Raw genomic sequence first — 19,996 nt, 5'->3', positions numbered from 1 at the left:
AAATTATCTAATTTCTGTAGTTAGCTTATTAATTAACTCTATTAAACAATTACCCGAAAAATTTTGTGGGTACGCAAAAGATAGAAACTCCTTACGTTTAGTTTCATAATAATTTTTGAAGGATTCGTTATAGAAAACATTATTAATGTTTTCTGCAATTTTTCTCGGCTCAGATTGAACAAGATCACCCATTTTATCAAAATAGTTAGTATTTACACCATGTTTAAAAACGATAATTGGTTTTCCAAATAGCATTGTTTCTAATCCAACTGTTGATGAATTTACCACAACAACATCAACAGTTGGAAGAATATCATATAAATTTAGATTTGAAGTAATTTTAACTGCTCTATACTTTGAACTAAGCATTTTGTAATATCTTAAACCCTTATTATTAAATTCCAATGGATGGGGTTTAATGATTATTTTGTTAGTATGATCCATAACAAGATGTTTTATTAATTTCTCCCATTCAAGGAGATTATTAGGTTGAGTTGCGATTAGTACCCTTTTTTTCCCGTACTTTACTCTTCGGTCTTTTTTTAGTGAACTAGTCATTTGCTTTTTTGAGAAGAGTTCATCGAAACGAGGATGACCAACCATTTCAATTCGTTCCTCTAATACACCATTATTTATATACCATGCTTTTTCATATTCTCCATAAACAGCCTGTATGGTAGAAAAAACAGGTAAATAGCCCTCCTCCTTCATAATTAACCCATGCTGCATACAAATACTTGGAATTCCTTTGGAATTGGCCACTGCCACAATACTTCGGCTTATAGGATCCTCTGTTGTTCCTACAATAATACAAGAAATCCGAACTTCCTCAAAAAAACGGTTTATAGCTGCCAAATTCTCCAATAGTTCAGGAAGGCATTCCATAAATTTCTCGATAAGATTATTATTTTTTCTAAAGATATGATTACTTTTAGGAGATAAAATAATATCCTTTATTTGTTCCTGATATTTTTTTACTGGTTCTGATACATCTTTTTTATATTGTTCTAAATAAATTGTAGGAATTACTTTATTTCCCCCCATGTTTTTTTGTTTTCTTAAAATTACCGTCCGCGATGGTTCAAAATATTTCTTAAGTATGTTATCAGGAAAGCGTAAAACATACTCATAAAGAAGAATCTTCCCAGAGCTTTGATTTACAGGATTTTGGTTTGTTCCTTTTTGAATATACTTATCAAATAGCGGTTGAATTTGCGTATCAGAGTAAATCTTATTCTTTAGGTTGTCCTTAAAGGATGAATTCTGCATTTTCTGAACCAATTTGCCATTATCTTTTAACAAACCAGAAAAATCACAAAGCAAAGGGATTAATATACCCTTATATTCTACTTCTTTGAATTCCTCTATAAAATCAAGATACAAAGACCAATAATGTTGTTGAAAAAAACTCAAGTCAACTCCCCCATTAAATATTCTATGAAGTTTTCATCTTTTCCGTTTATTAAAATCAACTAATTTTATAGCCTATTTTTGGACAGGCAGTTATTATAAATGGACTCATTTTTTTCACAAAAGGTAAAAATTTTGTGAACAATTGTAATCTTCTTTAAATATTTAAAGTAGTCACGATTATACAATCGTTATTGATTACTTTTCCAAACTGGAAAAGGTTATTGGTTGTCACAGGATTATTTTAGGAGGTAGATCATCGTGTTAATGTCTATTACGAAGGAAGAATTACATTAGTTTAGTTGCTAAGCAATTAAATAATTTGCTTATATTTGATAAATCAAAGGAACTTAAAGTACTAGAAGAAGCGATAAATATTGCTTTAGATCGCACAGAATATAACTTCAAATTTAATAAAAATAAATATTATTCAAAAGATGGACAAGTTTACTTTAATCCCTATCAAACCTATCAATATGCAGTGTTCCTAAATTATTTATCGAATTCTATTTGGAAAAAATTCAATAATGAAAGCCTGTCAACTATAGTTTATTGCCTTAATAAGTTATTAAACTCTTTTGATTTATACTTTGAAGTGGAACTTCCAGACATTTTTTCATTAAGCCATCCAGTTGGAACTGTAATGGGGAGGGCTAAATACTCCGACTTTTTTTCTATTTCTCAGAATTGTACTGTAGGTAATAACCACGGCATTTTTCCTACCTTTGAGAAAAATGTGATTTTGTTCTCTGGTGTAACAGTTATTGGCAACTGTAAAATAGGGGAAAACTGTTTAATATCAGCAAATACTTATATTAAGGATACTGATATACCTGAAAATAGTATTGTGTTTGGAAGTTCACCTAACTTAATCATTAAAGAAAAAACTAAAGAATATATGGAGAAATATTTTCAATCAAAATGGACGACTAGTTGACCATTTTGAACTTCAACAAACCTCGCCATTATTACCGCCCGTCCAACAATCTGGACGGGCTTACGTTTATTTAATTAGGAAACTTTACTCAAGGCGGGGTTCAAAGAAGTGTTTATTCGCTTCAAATAAAGCTTCATGAGTTCCTGCATCAAGCCACCAGCCTTTCAAAATATCATAATGAAGTCCCTTTCCTCTAATATAGAGATTATTTATATCTGTTATCTCCAATTCTGACCGTCTCGATGGTTGTAGTAACTCAATTAAATCAAATACATTTTTGTCGTAAAAATAAACACCTGTTACACAAAATGTCGAGCTGGGATTATCAGGCTTCTCAATAATGGAAAGTATAGTTTTTTTTCTTCATCTAATATGGCAACTCCATATCTCTTAGGATCCTTCACTTCTTTTAAGAGCACTTTTGCACCATAAGGTTCATTTTGAAAATCCTCAATAAAAGGTCTTAAATCATCATCAAACAGATTGTCCCCTAACATAACGATACATTGATTATCAACGAAAGATTTTGCGCATACTAAGGCATCGGCAATACCTCCGCCTTTTTCACTTTGAACGGTATATGTCAACTTAACACCTAATTCATCACCATTACCAAATAATTCTTTAAATGAACGTAAGTCTTGCTTGTTAGTAATAATTAAAATCTCCGTAACACCTGCTTGTTTCAACTTATTTATCGGCCAATAGATCATTGGATATGGACCAACCGGGAGCAAGTGCTTGTTGATTATTCTGGTAAATGGATCAAGACGGGTGCCTTTACCACCACCTAATATTACTCCTTTCATCTTTTCATTCCTTTCCATTTATTTTCTCTCTTTTTACCCACCACCATTTGTTATCCTGATACCAATCAATGGTTTGAACAATGCCAGTATCAAAAGTATATGTTGGTTTCCAACCTAACCTCTCTAATTTAACAGGGTCTATCGCGTAACGCTTGTCGTGACCTAAGCGGTCTGGTACAAATTCAATTAATTCTTCAGATTTTCCTAAGAAGTTAATAATCGTTTTAATCACTTCTATATTTGTTCGTTCATTATGTCCACCAATATTATAAACTTCCCCATTCGCACCCTGATGAAGAATAAGGTCGATGGCTGCGCAATGATCGACAACATGGAGCCAGTCACGGATATTTTGGCCATCCCCAAAAACCGGTACTTTTTCGTTATTTAAAACTCGTAAAATCGTTAGCGGAATTAATTTTTCGGGAAATTGGAAGGGACCATAGTTATTGGAACAACGAGTGATATTGATTGGCAGACCATATGTTTCATAATATGCTCGAACCAATAGATCAGATGCTGCTTTACTCGCACTATATGGACTATTAGGTTTTAGTGGGGTTTCTTCCGTAAAGAAGGAGGACGTATCAAAATCTAGTTCACCATAGACCTCATCAGTGGAAACATGAATAAATTTCTTTACTTCATATTCTTTGGCTGCATCCAATAACACCTGTGTTCCTAACACATTGGTACAGACAAAGATCTCTGGATCTGCAATCGAACGGTCGACATGACTTTCTGCTGCAAAGTGAACAACGTGGGTAAATTTCTCATTGTTAAAAATCGAAAAAATTAGGTTCCGTTCAGTGATGTCTGCCTTTATAAAGTGATAATTCTCTTTTTTTTCTAAATCACGATGTTTAGTAAGATCACCCGCATAGGTTAATGCATCTAAATGATAAATTTGATAATGCGAGTATTTTTTCACCATGTATTGGACAAAGTTTCCACCAATAAACCCGGCTCCACCAGTGACAAGAATTTTAGTCCTTTCCATAGATTTTCACCTCAGCTAATAAATTGTGTAAAAAACGTTTTAATGAATCTTTCCAGGTTGGCAATGGATTAAATCCCTGCTCCATTAATTTTTGTTTAGACAGACGTGAATTTTTTGGACGAATCGCCACAGTAGGATATTCCTCGGTTCGAATGGAGTGGACTTTTACCTTTTTTCCAGTGATCTGAAAAATTTCTTCAGCAAATTCCCCCCAATTGCAATACCCTTCATTCGTTGCATGATAGATCCCAAATTTGTTCGTTTGAATCATATCTAATAATAAGGGGGCCAAATCTAATGTATATGTAGGTGAACCAAATTGGTCCCCTACTACATTTAATTCATCCCGGGTTTCCGATAGCCTAAGCATCGTTTTAACAAAATTGTTGCCATTTAACCCAAAAACCCATGAAATCCGGACAATGAACCAATCAGTTAATAAGGACTTTACTACTTTTTCTCCCTCATATTTTGTAAGTCCGTAAAACCCTGCCGGATTTGGTTCATCTGATTCCTTAAACGGGACTTCGCCGCTTCCATCAAAAACATAATCTGAACTTATATAGATAAACTTGGCCTTTAATGCTTTTGCAGCATTTACCAGATATCTCGTACCGTTCACATTAACATTCCAACAATTTTCCTGATCACCTTCTGCCTTATCGACAGCCGTATAGGCAGCACAATGAATAATTGCATCAGGTTTAATAGCGTATACTCGTTCATAAACCACATGTTCATTCACAAGGTTTAAATCTTTAGAACCAATACCAATCATATCAAAGCTACGTTTACCCCCTTCGCGAACAACATCATATCCGAGCTGTCCGGTAGATCCGGTTACTAGAATTTTCATCGTTTCACTCCATAGATAAAATTATTGTTAGCTTTTGATAGGGGAGGGGCATGTTCATCTTTCGCCGATAATATTGGGGGAAGATCATTCGGCCACTTGATGCCAATCACCTGATCATTCCAACTAATTCCACAGTCAAATTCGGGTGTATATAACTGATCAACCTTGTATTGGACCTCCACATCATCCATCAATGTCATAAATCCATGGGCAAATCCTTTTGGAATGAATAACTGCTTTTTGTTATCTGCACTGAGAGTAATCCCAAACCATTTGGCAAACGTCGGGCTCCCCTTTCTAATATCAACCGCTACATCAAAAATTGCCCCTTTCGTACAACGAATAAGCTTGGCTTGTGCTTTAGGATTCAATTGATAATGTAAGCCCCTTAAAGTCCCCTTAGCTGCGGAAAAAGAATGATTATCTTGTACAAAATTGCTGTCCATCCCAGCTTGTTGAAATAATTGATGACTATACGTCTCCATAAACCAGCCGCGATGATCCCCAGTAACCTTAGCATCAATAATTTTAACTCCTGGCAAAATTGTTTCCACTACATTCAAATTACATCACCTCGTACTAATGTATGCGGACTCTTGTTATTTAGTAAAAACATGTCGCAAAAAATATTCCTCCGGCAAGAAATTTTTTTAAGCCAAGAATGTGTTAAAGGTTATTGTTGATTTTTCCACTCTGTTGATAGAAGCGGACATCACAGACAAGTTTAACAAAGCCAAAAGCAATAAAGGACCAAATAGGTCCTTATAGTCTTGTTTTCCAATATAAATTCAGCCTGTCTGTTTAGCGATGCTGGTGGACTTATTCGAGGATATTAACAACGTTATCAACATAAATACTGGTTATATCCACACAACCGACGGGGATATCCACAGTCCTTCAACCTTTATACACAGATTGTGTGAATAAATTTTGAGTTTTCAAAAAATATTGAACAATGGATGAAAATATCCACAAAACCCACAGTTTTATCCACAAAATCAACATATTTACCCACAATTCACAAAAATATATCCACATTTCTGATGAATATTATCCACATTTCCCATTATAAAAGGCCTAGTAGATGACTAGGCCTTTATTATTACCTGTTCGGGACTTCCTCCGGATTTTCACTGTCATAACGATCCACAATTTCCTTTAACTCGCCCGTGTCGCCTTTTGCATTAATAATTTCAAAAATTTCATTTAATCCTTCACTCGTTTTCTCTTCGTTCTGCTTCATCACGGCACCCCCTTTTTTAATTAGGTTACCCGATATTGAAGGAAACTATTTCTGGAGGAATTATGTCGAAAACAATCTGGTCCGAGCTGACAGGATTCTTCTTTTTTCCGCTCTGGTTTTTGCTATCTTAGAAGAAAATCATCAATTGGAGGGCAATCTCATGTATTTTGAATGCTTGTTAGATGCCATATTGGGGGAACGACAAATTTTCCATAGTATCGATTGCTCCATTTGCGGGTTTGAAGAAATCTATTATGAATGCCCAACTGCCAATCAACTAATTGGACGATCCTGCTCAAATTGTAATTTTGTTCAAAGATTTGATTAAATAGAGCTTGGATTCGTCCAAGCTCCTTCCATCATTTAACGATGGCACCGCGTAATTGGTTTATGCCAAACTCCAAATATCCCTTTAAACAGGTCAGCATAAAAACCCAGCCTTCTTTATTATCGAGCAGATTACTCATTAACTCGTCATCATCTTCTCTAAATCCTTCTTCGGTAATCTCAATGATGGTGCTTGAAGAATCCAATTCTTCGAGTGAAATCGTTACAACATTTCCTTGTCCATCTGTACCCCACCGGTACACAATTTTCTTGTTGGGCAAGATCTCAATGACCTCAATATCGACTTCGGCATTGTATTCTTCATATCTAAGTGAAACGGTCTGGCCCTGTTCCCATCTTGCAGCTGATGAGAACCAGAAATTCTTGATTTTTGCAGGGTCCACAAAAGCTTCAAGCACTTCATTCGCCGGTTTCATGATTTTAAATTTTGTCAGATTGTACATTTAGATAATCCCCTCTCAGTCATTAACGTTTCTACCTGTAATGGTTGTCCTATGGAAATATTTTATACGTTAATACGTAAAAAAAGCCGGTATTAATATACTGGCTTTCTTCAAATACGGTTTCGCTTACATTTTTAAAGAAAATTCAACCGCTTTACTATTATGATAACTGGCTCTTACTTTTAGCTTTGCTCTTAATTCCTCATCCAGACAATCTTGCTTTAAAAGTTCATTGTGGCGGTGCTGGATTAAATGATAGTAATATCTGCCTTTTATAAACATTTTCAACACAAAAAAATCCCCCTCACTAATGATTAACATAAATCGCAGGAGTGATCGTGTTCGGTAACTGGCAAGCATCGTTCTTAAAACCTTAGCCCCTGTAGTTTTGCGTCACCACTTTTCAGTGGTTTTGCCGTTTCGTACGATTTATGTGTTTATTTAGAATATAAGCAACTAATTTATAAAATAAAAGTGCCTTTGGACCCACTATCTATCAACCGTTGGTAAATTAAACTTCTTTTTTGTTCGCAGCTAAATACTAGATTGGCTTGTTAATCATCTTAAAATTCTCAGCCGTATACGATTCCTATGGAACAGAGTGGAAAAAGACGTTTTAAAGTCTAGGTTCCTGTCCATGATGTTACTGGGGTGAATTTTTAACTATGTTTAAGATACAGTTTATTTTTTTATTTCTAGTTGTGTTTACACTATCATTAGCAGGCTGCACAGGTAAATTTCACTTTTTTCAGAATGAAGGGAACTTATCGCAGAATAGTTCTCCTCGTGCTGAAGTTCAACAACAGGATAAGGATACTAGCGGCCAATCGATTTCCTCGCAAGAAGTTATACCTGTTCTTGTGAATAAGAGCAATAAACTGCCCGATCAATATCAGCCAAGCGATTTAATTTATCCTGATATCCCCTTTATGTTTAATCAAAAATCAGAAAAGCGTCAAATGAGAGCTGATGCAGGTGCAGCGATTGAAAGATTATTTGCCGGCGCTAACCAACAGGGCGTGAAGCTATTAGGGGTGTCGGCCTACAGGTCCCATGCTTCCCAAACAGCCTTGTTCAACTACTATGTGAACCAAGATGGATATGAGGCAGCAAGAAAATATAGTGCCGTTCCTGGAACGAGTGAACATGAGACCGGACTTGCGATTGATGTAACGGGCGGGGATGGCAAATGTGCCGCCGAGGACTGCTTCGAGGGAACGGATGAAGCGATTTGGCTCGAAAACCACGCCGCGGAGTACGGCTTTATCATCCGCTATCCGAAAGGGAAAGACAACATCACAGGCTATCAATACGAACCATGGCATCTGCGCTACGTCGGCAAAGAAATCGCCAAAGAAATCATGGAACGCGGCATCACGCTTGAAGAATACGTGGACGCAACCGTTGTGAATAACTGAATGAATGATTGAATGATTATGGTGCCTGACACCAAAAAAGGCCCTCGCTGCACATGTTTAGTTTGCAGCGAGAGCCTTTTTTTATTTCCCTTTAATCTCTAGTAGTTTTAATCGAAGATCGTTTTCCATGGAAGCCAGTTCCTGCTCGGCCAGGCGGCGCTTGTGTCGTCCTTCCTCTTGGATTCGCATCGTTTCTTCGAGTGTCGTGATCAGGCTTTCCTGTGTTTTCTTTAAGGTTTCAATATCAACAATTCCGCGCTCGTTTTCTTTCGCCGTCTCAATGGTATTGGTTTTTAGCATTTCTGCATTTTTCAACAGAAGCTCATTGGTTGTTTTCGAAACTTGCTTTTGCGCCTCGACGGCATGACGCTGGCGAATCAAAGTTAAAGCAATCGCCACTTGATTTTTCCATAATGGAATCGCCGTCATGATCGAAGATTGAATTTTTTCCACAAGCGCCTGATTCGTATTTTGAATCAAACGAATCTGAGGTGCACTTTGAATCGTAATTTCTCGGCTTAATTTTAAATCATGCAGACGTTTATCCAACCGATCGGCAAATTGAATCATATCGTTAACTTCTTGAAACTTCATTTGATCATTGGTCTGTTCCGCTGCTTTTTTCAGCTGAGGAATCGTCTTTTCCTGCATTTCCTCCAGCTTAATTTCCCCAGCGGCAATATAGACATTCAGGGCATGGAAGTATTCTTTATTCGTCTCGTACAACTGTTCGAGCAATTTAATATCGGACATCAGGACATTTTTGCTGCGGTCCAGTTTTACACTGATTCGGTCAATTTGTGCCCCTGTTTTTTGATATTTGGAGAGTACTTCTTGAACGGAGCTTGAAATTTTTCCAAACATACGAGCAAATAAGGATGGCTTCCCATCCTTCAAATCATCGGGATTCACTTCATCCAACCGCTTCATTAAATCACTAATGATCTGCCCTATTTCCCCAATATCCTGTTTCTGCACATGTTCAAGCATCGTATGTGAGAATGACAGCAGCTTTCCTTGGGCTTGGGTACCATATTGAATCATCGACTGATGGTTTGTCGGATCGATTTGCTCGGCAATCTGATAAGCTTTGGCCCGATGTTCTTCCGGGATTACATCAATTAATTTGACCGGTTTCGCCTCGCTTGTTTGCTGGTTCGGACTATTAGCTGCTTCCAGTTGATTCCCAAATGGATCGGCAAGAATATCATCTAACAAATTACCAGTTTTACTTGGTTGAATCGGGTTGTTTTCGTTCATTTTAGCCACCTATTTTCTTCCGGGAATTTAGCGTCCTTTTCCTTATTGAGGGTATGCTTCGCGACGTCAATTTCAAAATTCAAGTGATCGATATCATCGGAAATCACTTTGTACAAATCCTCTTCCACTACCCTTGTTAGTTCATCGAGAGTATGGCGCGTTTCGATGAGAGATTGACCCATCTCCATGTTCCTTTTCGGCTGGGAAGATAAGAAGCTGTATTTCTCAGTAAGTTCAACAATGGAGTCCAAATGAGAAAAATAAAACTGCTCCGCTTGGTAAAATCGCTTCGGTTCTTTGGTTGTCATCTTGTGTATTTTTTTTGTAATTCTAAGGAGATCAATTCTTTGTTTGACAGATGAAATATCGCGAATCGAGAAAAGGTTTTTATTCAAGCGATTGATTTTCTGTTTGGCTTCCATAAGGTTCTTCCTTATGTACCGATATTCTTTTCTGGATATCTGATGCTTTTTTAAAAAGCGGGTGTTCATCACAATGCCGAGAATAAAATGGGTGAGAAACCCTGTGGTTAATGCAATTCCCGTTGCTGCCCAAAAGGTTTGGTCAAAAGGGAAATAGCTGATTAGCCACGTTAAGAAAGTTATTGGAACAGCTGCAGATGAGCGGATTAGAAACGACAAAATCGGGTTCATATTTGATCACTCCTGACTTAAGACATCTTTATATTCCTACGAATGAAAGCAATGGAATGTTTCATTTCCCTCCAAAATATATGCCAAAAAGAAAATTATTTCCATTTACTACTTCCATAATACATGAAAAAACTCCTCCTCACCATAGACCTCAAACGGAAAGAATTCTAGGACTTGAGACGTATTTTTCATAGGTGTGGGTGCGGCAGCCTCGATTATGTGGGGCTTGTGCCCAAGAGTAAGTTTGTAAGATGCATAGGATAGATACAAGTTGTGAGGAGAGAGGAGAAGAAATATGTATAATCCCTATTATATGCCGATTGAGTATCAAAATAGTGTAGTAAATCCGCTGAATCTGCAAAGACAATATCACGGTGGCGGGATGCAGCACAATCATGGCGGGCAACATCATCATGGTGGTCAGCAGCACAATCACGGTGGGCAACATAACCATGGTGGACAACACCACAATCACGGTGGGCAACATAACTATGGTGGACAGCATAACCATGGCGGGCATGGCGGACATTCAGGATTTAATCTTGGATCATTAGGTTCTAGCCTGCTTGGGCTTGGATTAGGATATATAGGTGGGGCTGGGCTGGCAAATGCCTCTAATCTAGGAGGTTATGGAGGCTTCCCTGGAGCACCTGGTCAAGGCTATAATCCATATGGTCCCGGACTTGGTGGAGGATATGGATTAGGCTATCCATCTGGCGGCAGTCCGGGTTACCCAGTAGTTGGACCCACTTTGAACATGTATGGGCAGCCGTTCCAACCAGCTCCCAGTTTAAGCGGCTATGGAACATGGTCTCCAAGCGAATATGGCCTGCCTAGTCCAAGGCAGGGATTGGGCAGTTTTTAGTTTTTGTTCAAAGCACTGCTCAATTACATCTAATAAAAGAGCGAGACCACTGGTCCAGCTCTTTTTGGCATTTTATTATGTTACTGAATTAGGTAAAACTACCGTTCATACAGTTCAATCGGCAGTCCATCTGGGTCTCGGAAGAAGGTGAATTTCTTGTTTGTTACTGGGTCTATACGGACGTCTTCAACATTCACTTGATGATTGGTCATAAATTGAACCGCCTCTTCGATATCATCTACTTCAAAAGCAAGATGCCTCAATCCAGCCGCCTCAGGATAGCTTGGCCGTTCAGCCGGGGCCGAGAACGAAAACAATTCAATTTGATATTGACCATTCACTGCTAAATCAAGCTTATAGGAATCTCGTTCCTCTCGATATACCTCATTTATGGGAGTAAGCCCAAGAATTCGCACATAAAAATCCTTTGATTTTTCATAATCTGTACAAATGACCGCCACATGATGAATCTTATTTAACTTCATCTAACCATATCCCCTTAATCAATTATTCTCAAACACTCTATTCCCCTAAGTCCGATGGCCGTTCTTCTTTTTTGAAGTGGTGGAGGATGGCTTTGACGATGCGTTCAGAAGCGTAGCCATCTCCGTAAGGATTAGATGCGTGAGCCATTTTGTCATGGGCGGCTCGGTCTGAAAGCAGCTCATCAGCAAGACCAAAAATCGTTTCCTCATCTGTTCCAGCAAGTTTAAGTGTGCCCGCTTCAATTCCTTCAGGGCGCTCGGTGGTATCACGTAATACCAGCACCGGTACACCCAACGACGGCGCCTCTTCCTGGACACCGCCAGAGTCCGTTAAAATCAAATAGGCTCTTGAGGCAAAGTTGTGGAAATCGATCACATCCAGGGGCTCGATGAGTTGAATCCTTTCATGTTCGCCCAGAACACGAGTGGCAATCTCGCGAACGACAGGATTCATATGGACAGGATACACTACCTGAACATCCTCATGCTTTTCAACCAATCTCCGAATCGCACGGAACATGTTTTCCATTGGCTCCCCTGTGTTTTCCCTGCGATGGGCCGTCATGAGAATTAATCGATCACTCCCAAGGCGGTCTAAAACAGGATGTGAATAATTTCCCCTTACCGTTGTTTTTAGCGCATCAATGGCTGTATTTCCTGTGATATAAATCGATTCTTCCCGCTTATTTTCCAACAAAAGGTTTTGCTTCGATTGGGAAGTTGGCGAAAAGTGAAGATCCGCCAACACTCCCGTCAACTGACGGTTCATTTCCTCCGGGTACGGGGAATATTTATTATGAGTCCGGAGCCCCGCTTCGACGTGTCCGATCGGAATCGAATGATAAAAAGCAGCTAAGCTTGCGACAAAGGTGGTTGTCGTATCACCATGGACCAGGACAATATCTGGCTTGACGTCAGCAAGAACTTGATTGAGTCCTTCTAAACTTCGGGTTGTTACTTCTAGCAAAGTTTGCCGTTCCTTCATTATATTTAAGTCATAATCGGGAGTAATTTCAAAAATTTGCAGCACCTGATCAAGCATCTCCCGGTGCTGCGCGGTTACCGTAACAATCGGTTTAATAAGATCAGGGTATTTCCCTAATTCCTTTACCAAGGGAGCCATTTTTATTGCTTCCGGTCTTGTTCCAAATACAGTCATAACCTTCAATTGATTCTCCATAGCGGCCTCCAACAATCTCTTCCATCCAATATAATTTCATTCACTAACATGATACCAAAGATTGCTCGTTTATGAAAAAATCATCCTCCTCAACTTCAAATGTCACCTTGATATTTTCTAAAAATTTCTTTGTACAATATTACTTTTCTCGTCAGGGCGAATATATTGCAGAGTAAATTTTGAAAAATATCCAACCTAGGAGTGAATAATGTTTTGAAAAAAAGGGCCCTTTTTACCATACCTATCAGTTTGCTGCTTATCGCAGTCATGGTAGCTTCCATATTCCTAATCAATCTTAAACCAGCGGCTGGGAAAATAGCTCAAGCCCAAAAACTTGCCGAGTACTCAAAGCCAGCTGTGGTTCGTATTCTCGACTATGCTGTTGTGCAATGGCAGTTTAATAACCCCAATGATCCAGAAGTCATTGCCATATTAGAACAGCTGAATAACCAATCGATCGTGGGCGGCTCAGGTTCAGGGGCCATTATTACCTCAAACGGCTATATCGTCACAAATGCACATGTAGTGGAAGCGACTCAACAAGAAGATTCGGAAATTGCCAATGCTGCATTTGAACAACTTGTAACAATCATCGCGGACTATTTTAAGGTAGATTATGAAACAGCCTATAATTATATGGTCCAATACACGCAATACTCTGGAATTCAAAAGGTTATCAAAGTAATTTTACCAGGCGGGGATGTCCTTGATGGTGAAGTAAAAAGCTATGGGGCCCCAATAAATGAAGGAAAAGACGTCGCGGTTCTAAAAATTGAAGGCAAAAACTTACCGACTTTACCACTTGGAGATTCTGATAATATCCAGAACCAAGATAACATTTGGGTCAGCGGATATCCAGCCGCTGCTGATTCGGATCTATTATCACCTGATTCATCGTTAGTTTCTTCCATGAATGCAGGTCAAATTTCCGCTACTTCCAAAAAGACAGAACAAGGAAGTCCGGTCATCCAAATTAACGCGGCCGCCACGCACGGGAATAGCGGTGGACCTGTCATCAATGAAAAAGGTGAAATCATTGGACTGCTCACCTTTAGAGGGGACACAGTTAATGGCCAGGAAGTTCAAGGCTTTAACTTTGCCGTTCCTGTTAATACGGTCAAAGAATTTGTAAACCAAGCTGGGGCGAAAAATGCGAAAAGCGAAACAGATAAGCTTTACCAAGAAGGACTTAATCTATACTGGGGCGGCTACTATAAGCATGCGTTAGAGAAATTTGAGGCGGTTCAACGGATTTACCCAAATCATTCCGAAATCAAACAATATATCGCGAACGCTGAGAAAAGGATGGGCAGCAGTAAGACACTCTGGTCGGATTACGCCACAATCTTTTATATCGTGGACGGTGTTTCTGGCGTTCTCATCATAATTCTCCTGTTGTTTACGTTTGCTTTTAGACCGAAGCAGCCAGCAGTTGCTCAGGCACCGACTGCTCCAACCCCAACACCGGCAGCACCGCCGAAGGCTGGGCCAGAAAATACTCTAACCGACCTAAACAACGATGGAAAAATCGACGTTCAAGACATCCTCCTCGCCCTCCAAGAGGCACAGAAAAAGCAGAAAAAAGACGAGGAATAATGTGGTGCCTGACACCAATATAATATATTGAGATAAAACCTATAAATCAAGGGGATGTAGTGGAAACTACGTCCCATTTCTATAATACGGGATTCAGTTCATGAAGGAGTGATCACAGTGACTGAAAATCTGTTATTAGCCTTTGGATTAACATTGTTTGCAGGGCTGGCCACAGGAATTGGCAGCATTCTTGCGTTTTTCACCTCACATACCAATACTAAATTTTTATCCGTAACTCTCGGATTCTCTGCAGGTGTCATGATCTATGTATCGATGGTTGAAATTTTTGTAAAGGCCAAGGTAGCTCTTGTTGATTCCTTGGGCATTGAATTAGGAAACTGGTTAACGGTCGGCGGATTTTTTGCTGGGATGCTGTTGATAGCTAGCATTGATAAATTTATTCCCAAGCAAAGTAACCCCCATGAACTAAAGAAAGTCGAGGACATGACAAGAGGAGGAAGTACGAGTACCGGGGAAAAGCCAGATTTGTTAAAAATGGGTACATTTACAGCTCTTGCGATCGGAATTCATAACTTTCCGGAAGGGATCGCCACCTTCACTTCAGCGCTGCAGGACCCTGCACTTGGGATTGCCATTGCCGTCGCGATTGCGATTCACAATATACCCGAGGGCATCGCCGTCTCCGTACCTGTCTACTTTGCGACTGGTGATAAGAAGCGGGCTTTTAAACTATCATTCTTGTCTGGTTTGTCTGAACCAGTTGGGGCGTTAGTCGCCTACCTCTTCTTAATGCCGTTTCTCAACGAAATCATGTTCGGAATTATTTTTGCAGCAGTGGCAGGGATCATGGTCTTCATCTCCCTCGATGAATTACTGCCTGCAGCAAAAAGATATGACGAAGCCCATCTATCAATCTACGGATTAATCGGCGGAATGGCAGTAATGGCCCTCAGCCTGTTATTATTTATATGACTTTTGGTATTGGTGTCAGGCACCATGTGAATTTTTCACATGGTGCTTGACACCGTGAATGATCATTTACTCCTCTTTATTTTACAGTCTTAGATAGTAATGCTTCTACTTCATGCTTATAGGGCATGGCAGGTGCTGTGCCTATTTTTGTGACGGATAAGGCAGCAACAGCGTTAGCAAATTTCATGGCATTTTCCACCGCATAACCATTGCTAATCGCATGGGCTAATCCACCGTTAAAGGCATCTCCTGCTCCCGTTGTATCGACCGCTTCAACCGTGAAACTCGGAATCAGTTCCCCGGTGCCTCCTCCGGTGTAAAGGAATGCTCCCTTGCTGCCCAAAGTGATGATAACTGATTTAACACCCAGTTCATGAATCATTTGTGCAGCTGTTAGTGCCGTACTTTCATCTTTAACTTCAACCCCAGTCAACTCAAAGGCCTCAGTTTCATTTGGAGTGATGAAAGCGACATCCCGTAGAATTTCCCTAGGAAACTCCTGATATGGGGCTGGATTCAAAATGATTGGTACGCCATGATTCCTAGCTAATTTCACTGTGGTCACAATCGCTTCAATACTTGTTTCTAATTGGAGCAGCACAATATCTGCTTCCTTTATTTTTTCTTCAGCTTCTACAACCTCTTCTTCCGTTATTGTTCCGCATGCCCCTAGAGCAACCACGATACTATTTTCACCCTTTTCATCTACTTCAATTAAAGCAGCTCCTGTAGCCTGATTCGGATCGACTTTAATATATTCGGTATTCACATTTTCTTTCGTAAAGTGTTTCAATGCTTCTCTTCCAAAAACATCGTCCCCCAATTTGGTTAAAAACGTCACTTCAGAACCGCTCCTAGCAGCAGCAGTTGCCTGGTTTCCACCTTTCCCACCAGGACCCATTTGAAATGGCCCGCCAAGAACGGTTTCTCCCGGTTTCGGAAGATGAGGAGTACGACTCATTAAATCAACAACATAACTTCCGACGACAACAACTTTAGACATAATACTTCCCCGCCTCTACTATATTTTTGAAGATAATAAAAGTAAAAACGCAATGCGATTGCGTTTTTACCTAATCACCCTATAACTATTTCGTTTTTACTTCATTCACGTTTTCTTTCGTAACAAGTGTAGAATCAAGAATGACTTCTTTTTCAACACTTTCTTTCTTAGAAATTTTTTGAGCAGTAATCACTGCTTCTTTTCCAAGGAAGAACGGCGGCTCAGCAATTGTTGCTTCTAATTTACCAGCTTTGATGGCTTCAATCGATGGGTCAATGGCATCACAGCCAATTAACGTGATTTCATCTAAACGGCCTGCCGCTTCAATTGCAGCTAATGCACCAAGTGCCATTTCATCATTTGCTGCGTATACTCCATCAATCTCAGGGTTTGCTTGAAGAATATCTTCCATTACTTTCATCGCTTCACCACGGTCAAAGTTTGCTGCTTGTCTAGCTACAACTTTAAAGCCAGAATTAGCATCCATAATTTCATTAAAGCCTTTGCTTCTTAATTGCCCGACATTTGTTCCTAAGATTCCTTGAATCTCAACAATGTTCCCTTTACCACCAAGTGCATCCTTTAAAAAGGTACCTGCAATATTCCCAGACTTAAGTGCATCAAAACCGATATGAGTAATTACTTCTCCGCCATTAGAAGAACGGTCGATTGTAAAAACAGGGGTATCTGCATCGTTCGCTTTTTTAACTGCTTGTGCAATCGCGTCACTATCCGTTGGGTCGATGACTAACACATCGATATTTTGTTGTAAGAGATTTTCAACGTTAGATATTTGTTTTCCAGGGTCGTTTTGTGCATCTGTTATAACGAGCTCAACCTTATCTTCTTTGGCTTGTGCTTCTGCTCCTTCTTTCACAGCAACGAAGAAAGGATTATTTAACGTATTCATGGATAAACCAACTTTTAACTTACCGTTATCCTTTGAATTTGAATCTGGTTTCGTGCTAGACGCTTCATCCATACTACATCCAACAAGACCAATAATGACCATAAACATTGCCAACAAGGAAATAATCTTTTTCATCGTGAAACCCCCAATTTCTTATTTTTTAATTTTTGAAAACTTACTATCTACTAATACAGCAACTAATATAACGAGACCTTTAGCAATACTTTGGTAGAATGGAGACACGTTCATCAAATTCAAAATATTATCAAGAACGCCCATAATCAAAGCACCAATCAGCGTTCCGGTAACTGCCCCTTTTCCGCCTGCCAAACTTGTCCCACCAATAATAACTGCTGCGATAGCATCTAACTCAATTCCATTTCCCGCAGTTGGCTGTGCTGACATTAATCGTGAGGTGTAAATAATAGCGGAAAGCGCTGAAAGCAAACCAGCAATTCCGAAGACAGCTATTTTAATAGCCTTAACATTGATCCCTGCCAGTATCGCCGTTTCTTCATTGCCCCCGATGGCATAAATGTAACGGCCAAAGCTGGTATATTTTAACATCCAATACATAATTCCAAAGATGACAAACATGAGAATGATTGGGACTGGAATACCAAAGATTCGTCCACTTCCGATAAAACGGTAAGCTTCATTACTAACAACCAGCGGATATCCCTTTGTATAAACGAGGGTCATTCCGCGTGCGATAACCATAATTGCCAATGTAACAATGAAAGAAGGAATTCCAAATCTTGCTACAAAGAAACCATTACAAAGACCAAATAATAGACCAACTCCAAGAGCGGCCAGTAATGCAAGTGGGAGCGGCCAGCCAGCGGTTAAGGCACCAGCTAAAATCGCACCAGAAAAAGCCATAACAGCACCAACGGAAAGGTCAATTCCAGCGAGTAAAATAACAAGTGTCATTCCACTAGCAATAATCGCAATAATAGAAACTTGTCGAAGTACATTCATAACATTACTCAGCGTAAAAAAGACATCAGACAGAAATCCTGCAATCACACATAACACGATAAAAATTAGTAGTACACGGTATTTTTCAATGAGAGAGAGCAAATTGACCTCCGCCTTCTTCTCCACTTGCTTTTGAACTGATGTTGTACTAGGCATTCATTACACCCCCGGATGCGTAATAAAAGATTTTTTCCTGCGTCGCTTCATTTTGGCTTAGCTCAGCGGTAATTCGACCTTCATTCATTACCATGATGCGGTTACTTAATCCAAGCAATTCCGGCATTTCGGATGAAATCATAATAATCGAAATACCGTCTTCTGTAAGCCTTTTCATAATTTGATAGATTTCTGCCTTTGCTCCGACATCAATACCCCTTGTTGGTTCATTCAAAATGAGCACCTTTGGATTCATTTGGAGCCATTTTCCAAGTACCACTTTCTGCTGGTTACCTCCGCTCAGGGTTCTTACCTCAACTTTTGGATCATGGACCTTTATTTTTAAATCGTTGACCCATCGGTTGACAATCTCGTCCTTCTTGCGTTTTTGCTGAATACCAAATCTGAAAATTTTCCGATAAGTCGGTAACAGTAAATTTTCATAGACTGATAAACCAAGAACGAGACCTTCCTGCTTTCGATCATCTGTAACTAAAGCAATTCCGGCATCAATCGCACCTCTAGGGCTGTTTACTAGTTTCGAATCAACCTTCACATACCCCGTCATATTCCTATACATCCCGAAGATTGCCTTCGAAAGCTCCGTTTTGCCGGACCCCATTAAACCTGCAATACCGAGGATTTCACCTTTTTTCACGGTGAAATTAATGCCTTCAAGGATTCCTGGCACCGAAACATCCTTCACTTCCAAACAAAGTTGATTAGATGGTATACTTTTTTCTGGGAAAAGTTCCGTCAACTCACGTCCAACCATCATTGTCACCATATCATCCTTTGTAATATCCTTCACCAGAGCACTTCCAATATACTTTCCATCCCTTAAAACTGCGATTGAATCGGCAACTATTAGTACCTCTTCCAACCGGTGGGTAATAAAAATGACACCCATTCCCTGTTGCTTCAACTCTTTCATAATGGTTAAGAGCTTATTTGTTTCTTCATCATTTAAAGCTGCCGTCGGCTCATCCATAATGATAATTTTCGAATTAAACGACAGTGTTTTTGCAATTTCAACTAATTGTTGCTCGGCAACTGATAGATCTGCAATTAATGTGTCTGGAGATATCTTAGTCAAACCAACTCGATCCAGCCATTTCCTTGTTTCCTGCTTAATTTGTTTGCGATCTAAGATACCTTTTGTTTTACGTGGCTCTCGCCCGATAAATATATTTTCAGCTACACTCATATGCGGGATAAGGTTAAATTCTTGATAAATGATGCTAATTCCGAGGCTTTGTGAATGCTTAGGCCCTTCGATTGTTACTTGATTTCCATTTATGTAGATTTTCCCATTGTTTGGCTGATGAACACCCGCAAGCACCTTCATTAATGTAGATTTCCCGGCACCATTTTCACCAAGCAATGCAAGAACTTCGGACTGGTTTATGCGGATAGATACATTATCAAGTGCCTTCACTCCAGGAAATTCCTTCGATATGTCTTTCATTTCCAGCAATGCTGTACTCACTTGCCACTCCCCCTTTGAATG

General features: G+C 39.4%; 21 protein-coding genes, 1 pseudogene and 1 riboswitch. Of the genes and pseudogenes, 6 read left to right on the top strand and 16 right to left on the bottom strand.

The annotated features are described in order from the left end of the window. Positions 1 to 3 precede the first annotated feature (3 nt). Positions 4 to 1,413, bottom strand: a complete 1,410-nt coding sequence (locus FS608_RS12995) for a UDP-N-acetylglucosamine 2-epimerase (protein ID WP_144550613.1) — start codon at positions 1,411 to 1,413, stop codon at positions 4 to 6. A 319-nt stretch (positions 1,414 to 1,732) separates the two neighbouring features. On the opposite strand from FS608_RS12995, the gene FS608_RS12990 reads away from it, so the two are divergent. Further along, a complete protein-coding gene (locus tag FS608_RS12990) occupies positions 1,733 to 2,347 on the top strand; it encodes an LbetaH domain-containing protein (RefSeq protein ID WP_222127341.1) in 615 nt (204 codons plus the stop codon). Between the two features lie 84 nt (positions 2,348 to 2,431). On the opposite strand, the pseudogene FS608_RS12985 reads toward FS608_RS12990, so the two are convergent. The 5 genes and pseudogenes from FS608_RS12985 to FS608_RS30235 all read right to left on the bottom strand — a co-directional run bounded on the left by FS608_RS12985 (position 2,432) and on the right by FS608_RS30235 (position 6,255). After that, positions 2,432 to 3,156: pseudogene (locus FS608_RS12985) on the bottom strand (sugar phosphate nucleotidyltransferase). A 4-nt stretch (positions 3,157 to 3,160) separates the two neighbouring features. Then, positions 3,161 to 4,156 carry a dTDP-glucose 4,6-dehydratase gene (rfbB, locus tag FS608_RS12980; protein WP_144550609.1) on the bottom strand — a complete coding sequence of 332 codons (996 nt, stop codon included), beginning with the start codon at positions 4,154 to 4,156 and terminating at the stop codon, positions 3,161 to 3,163. Beyond that, positions 4,143 to 5,012, bottom strand: a complete 870-nt coding sequence (rfbD, locus tag FS608_RS12975; RefSeq protein WP_144550607.1) for a dTDP-4-dehydrorhamnose reductase — start codon at positions 5,010 to 5,012, stop codon at positions 4,143 to 4,145. Before rfbD ends, rfbB begins: the two co-directional genes overlap by 14 nt. Continuing rightward, positions 5,009 to 5,575: a dTDP-4-dehydrorhamnose 3,5-epimerase gene (gene rfbC / locus FS608_RS12970; protein WP_144550605.1), complete on the bottom strand. Its 567-nt coding sequence runs from the start codon at positions 5,573 to 5,575 to the stop codon at positions 5,009 to 5,011. Before rfbC ends, rfbD begins: the two co-directional genes overlap by 4 nt. 539 nt (positions 5,576 to 6,114) lie before the next feature. Further along, positions 6,115 to 6,255, bottom strand: a complete 141-nt coding sequence (locus FS608_RS30235; protein ID WP_186328707.1) for a hypothetical protein — start codon at positions 6,253 to 6,255, stop codon at positions 6,115 to 6,117. 160 nt (positions 6,256 to 6,415) lie between these two features. Here FS608_RS30235 and FS608_RS12965 point away from each other — a divergent pair, with 160 nt between their 5' ends. Further along, positions 6,416 to 6,583 (top strand): acyltransferase, encoded by a 168-nt coding sequence (locus FS608_RS12965; RefSeq protein ID WP_144550603.1) that lies wholly within the window; start codon positions 6,416 to 6,418, stop codon positions 6,581 to 6,583. Positions 6,584 to 6,614: 31 nt separating this feature from the next. Here FS608_RS12965 and FS608_RS12960 read toward each other — a convergent pair whose 3' ends face one another. Together FS608_RS12960 and FS608_RS30230 are read right to left on the bottom strand one after the other, a co-directional pair. Beyond that, positions 6,615 to 7,046 carry an SRPBCC family protein gene (locus FS608_RS12960; RefSeq protein ID WP_144550602.1) on the bottom strand — a complete coding sequence of 144 codons (432 nt, stop codon included), beginning with the start codon at positions 7,044 to 7,046 and terminating at the stop codon, positions 6,615 to 6,617. Between the two features lie 126 nt (positions 7,047 to 7,172). Then, on the bottom strand, positions 7,173 to 7,337 hold the full coding sequence (locus tag FS608_RS30230; RefSeq protein WP_186328706.1) for a hypothetical protein: 165 nt from the start codon (positions 7,335 to 7,337) through the stop codon (positions 7,173 to 7,175). A gap of 50 nt (positions 7,338 to 7,387) precedes the next feature. After that, positions 7,388 to 7,473: riboswitch (cyclic di-GMP riboswitch) on the bottom strand. 238 nt (positions 7,474 to 7,711) lie between these two features. Here FS608_RS30230 and FS608_RS12955 point away from each other — a divergent pair. Next, positions 7,712 to 8,464, top strand: coding sequence for a M15 family metallopeptidase (locus FS608_RS12955; RefSeq protein WP_144550600.1), 753 nt, complete (start codon positions 7,712 to 7,714; stop codon positions 8,462 to 8,464). A gap of 81 nt (positions 8,465 to 8,545) precedes the next feature. Here the strand turns inward: FS608_RS12955 and FS608_RS12950 are convergent, their stop codons facing one another. After that, a complete protein-coding gene (locus tag FS608_RS12950) occupies positions 8,546 to 9,724 on the bottom strand; it encodes a toxic anion resistance protein (protein ID WP_144550598.1) in 1,179 nt (392 codons plus the stop codon). Beyond that, positions 9,721 to 10,377 (bottom strand): 5-bromo-4-chloroindolyl phosphate hydrolysis family protein, encoded by a 657-nt coding sequence (locus tag FS608_RS12945; protein WP_144550596.1) that lies wholly within the window; start codon positions 10,375 to 10,377, stop codon positions 9,721 to 9,723. Before FS608_RS12945 ends, FS608_RS12950 begins: the two co-directional genes overlap by 4 nt. 295 nt (positions 10,378 to 10,672) lie before the next feature. On the opposite strand from FS608_RS12945, the gene FS608_RS12940 reads away from it, so the two are divergent. Further along, positions 10,673 to 11,242, top strand: coding sequence for a hypothetical protein (locus FS608_RS12940; RefSeq protein ID WP_144550593.1), 570 nt, complete (start codon positions 10,673 to 10,675; stop codon positions 11,240 to 11,242). Between the two features lie 98 nt (positions 11,243 to 11,340). Here the strand turns inward: FS608_RS12940 and gloA2 are convergent, their stop codons facing one another. Both gloA2 and wecB read right to left on the bottom strand, forming a co-directional pair. Further along, positions 11,341 to 11,727: an SMU1112c/YaeR family gloxylase I-like metalloprotein gene (gene gloA2 / locus FS608_RS12935; protein WP_144550591.1), complete on the bottom strand. Its 387-nt coding sequence runs from the start codon at positions 11,725 to 11,727 to the stop codon at positions 11,341 to 11,343. Between the two features lie 37 nt (positions 11,728 to 11,764). Then, positions 11,765 to 12,907 carry a non-hydrolyzing UDP-N-acetylglucosamine 2-epimerase gene (wecB, locus tag FS608_RS12930; protein WP_144550589.1) on the bottom strand — a complete coding sequence of 381 codons (1,143 nt, stop codon included), beginning with the start codon at positions 12,905 to 12,907 and terminating at the stop codon, positions 11,765 to 11,767. 213 nt (positions 12,908 to 13,120) lie between these two features. On the opposite strand from wecB, the gene FS608_RS12925 reads away from it, so the two are divergent. Both FS608_RS12925 and zupT read left to right on the top strand, forming a co-directional pair. Further along, the gene (locus FS608_RS12925) at positions 13,121 to 14,503 is read left to right on the top strand and encodes a S1C family serine protease (RefSeq protein ID WP_144550587.1); all 1,383 of its coding nucleotides are present in this window, start codon (positions 13,121 to 13,123) and stop codon (positions 14,501 to 14,503) included. Positions 14,504 to 14,620: 117 nt separating this feature from the next. After that, the gene (zupT, locus tag FS608_RS12920; RefSeq protein ID WP_144550585.1) at positions 14,621 to 15,436 is read left to right on the top strand and encodes a zinc transporter ZupT; all 816 of its coding nucleotides are present in this window, start codon (positions 14,621 to 14,623) and stop codon (positions 15,434 to 15,436) included. A gap of 76 nt (positions 15,437 to 15,512) precedes the next feature. Here the strand turns inward: zupT and rbsK are convergent, their stop codons facing one another. From rbsK to FS608_RS12900, 4 genes are all read right to left on the bottom strand, one after another. Then, the gene (rbsK, locus tag FS608_RS12915) at positions 15,513 to 16,439 is read right to left on the bottom strand and encodes a ribokinase (RefSeq protein WP_144550583.1); all 927 of its coding nucleotides are present in this window, start codon (positions 16,437 to 16,439) and stop codon (positions 15,513 to 15,515) included. A gap of 85 nt (positions 16,440 to 16,524) precedes the next feature. Continuing rightward, positions 16,525 to 17,484: a substrate-binding domain-containing protein gene (locus tag FS608_RS12910; protein WP_144550580.1), complete on the bottom strand. Its 960-nt coding sequence runs from the start codon at positions 17,482 to 17,484 to the stop codon at positions 16,525 to 16,527. Between the two features lie 18 nt (positions 17,485 to 17,502). Further along, entirely contained in the window at positions 17,503 to 18,486 is a 984-nt protein-coding gene (locus FS608_RS12905; RefSeq protein WP_144550578.1) for an ABC transporter permease, read from the bottom strand. Beyond that, positions 18,479 to 19,975, bottom strand: coding sequence for a sugar ABC transporter ATP-binding protein (locus tag FS608_RS12900; RefSeq protein ID WP_144550576.1), 1,497 nt, complete (start codon positions 19,973 to 19,975; stop codon positions 18,479 to 18,481). Before FS608_RS12900 ends, FS608_RS12905 begins: the two co-directional genes overlap by 8 nt. Positions 19,976 to 19,996 lie beyond the last annotated feature (21 nt).

The sequence above is a fragment of the Bacillus sp. X1(2014) genome (assembly GCF_007678255.1).
The sequence above is the reverse complement of the archived record's forward strand: the minus strand, read 5'-3'. Positions and strand labels throughout refer to the sequence as shown.

What these genes read in the sequence shown, in the direction of transcription:
- rfbD (WP_144550607.1), bottom strand. Translation starts at nt 5,012, where the DNA reads ATGAAAATTCTAGTAACCGGATCTACCGGACAGCTCGGATATGATGTT.
- FS608_RS12910 (WP_144550580.1), bottom strand. Translation starts at nt 17,484, where the DNA reads ATGAAAAAGATTATTTCCTTGTTGGCAATGTTTATGGTCATTATTGGT.
- FS608_RS12945 (WP_144550596.1), bottom strand. Translation starts at nt 10,377, where the DNA reads ATGAACCCGATTTTGTCGTTTCTAATCCGCTCATCTGCAGCTGTTCCA.
- FS608_RS12955 (WP_144550600.1), top strand. Translation starts at nt 7,712, where the DNA reads ATGTTTAAGATACAGTTTATTTTTTTATTTCTAGTTGTGTTTACACTA.
- FS608_RS12960 (WP_144550602.1), bottom strand. Translation starts at nt 7,046, where the DNA reads ATGTACAATCTGACAAAATTTAAAATCATGAAACCGGCGAATGAAGTG.
- rfbB (WP_144550609.1), bottom strand. Translation starts at nt 4,156, where the DNA reads ATGGAAAGGACTAAAATTCTTGTCACTGGTGGAGCCGGGTTTATTGGT.
- FS608_RS12965 (WP_144550603.1), top strand. Translation starts at nt 6,416, where the DNA reads ATGTATTTTGAATGCTTGTTAGATGCCATATTGGGGGAACGACAAATT.
- rbsK (WP_144550583.1), bottom strand. Translation starts at nt 16,439, where the DNA reads ATGTCTAAAGTTGTTGTCGTCGGAAGTTATGTTGTTGATTTAATGAGT.
- gloA2 (WP_144550591.1), bottom strand. Translation starts at nt 11,727, where the DNA reads ATGAAGTTAAATAAGATTCATCATGTGGCGGTCATTTGTACAGATTAT.
- wecB (WP_144550589.1), bottom strand. Translation starts at nt 12,907, where the DNA reads ATGGAGAATCAATTGAAGGTTATGACTGTATTTGGAACAAGACCGGAA.
- FS608_RS12950 (WP_144550598.1), bottom strand. Translation starts at nt 9,724, where the DNA reads ATGAACGAAAACAACCCGATTCAACCAAGTAAAACTGGTAATTTGTTA.
- FS608_RS30235 (WP_186328707.1), bottom strand. Translation starts at nt 6,255, where the DNA reads ATGAAGCAGAACGAAGAGAAAACGAGTGAAGGATTAAATGAAATTTTT.
- FS608_RS12940 (WP_144550593.1), top strand. Translation starts at nt 10,673, where the DNA reads ATGTATAATCCCTATTATATGCCGATTGAGTATCAAAATAGTGTAGTA.
- FS608_RS12905 (WP_144550578.1), bottom strand. Translation starts at nt 18,486, where the DNA reads ATGCCTAGTACAACATCAGTTCAAAAGCAAGTGGAGAAGAAGGCGGAG.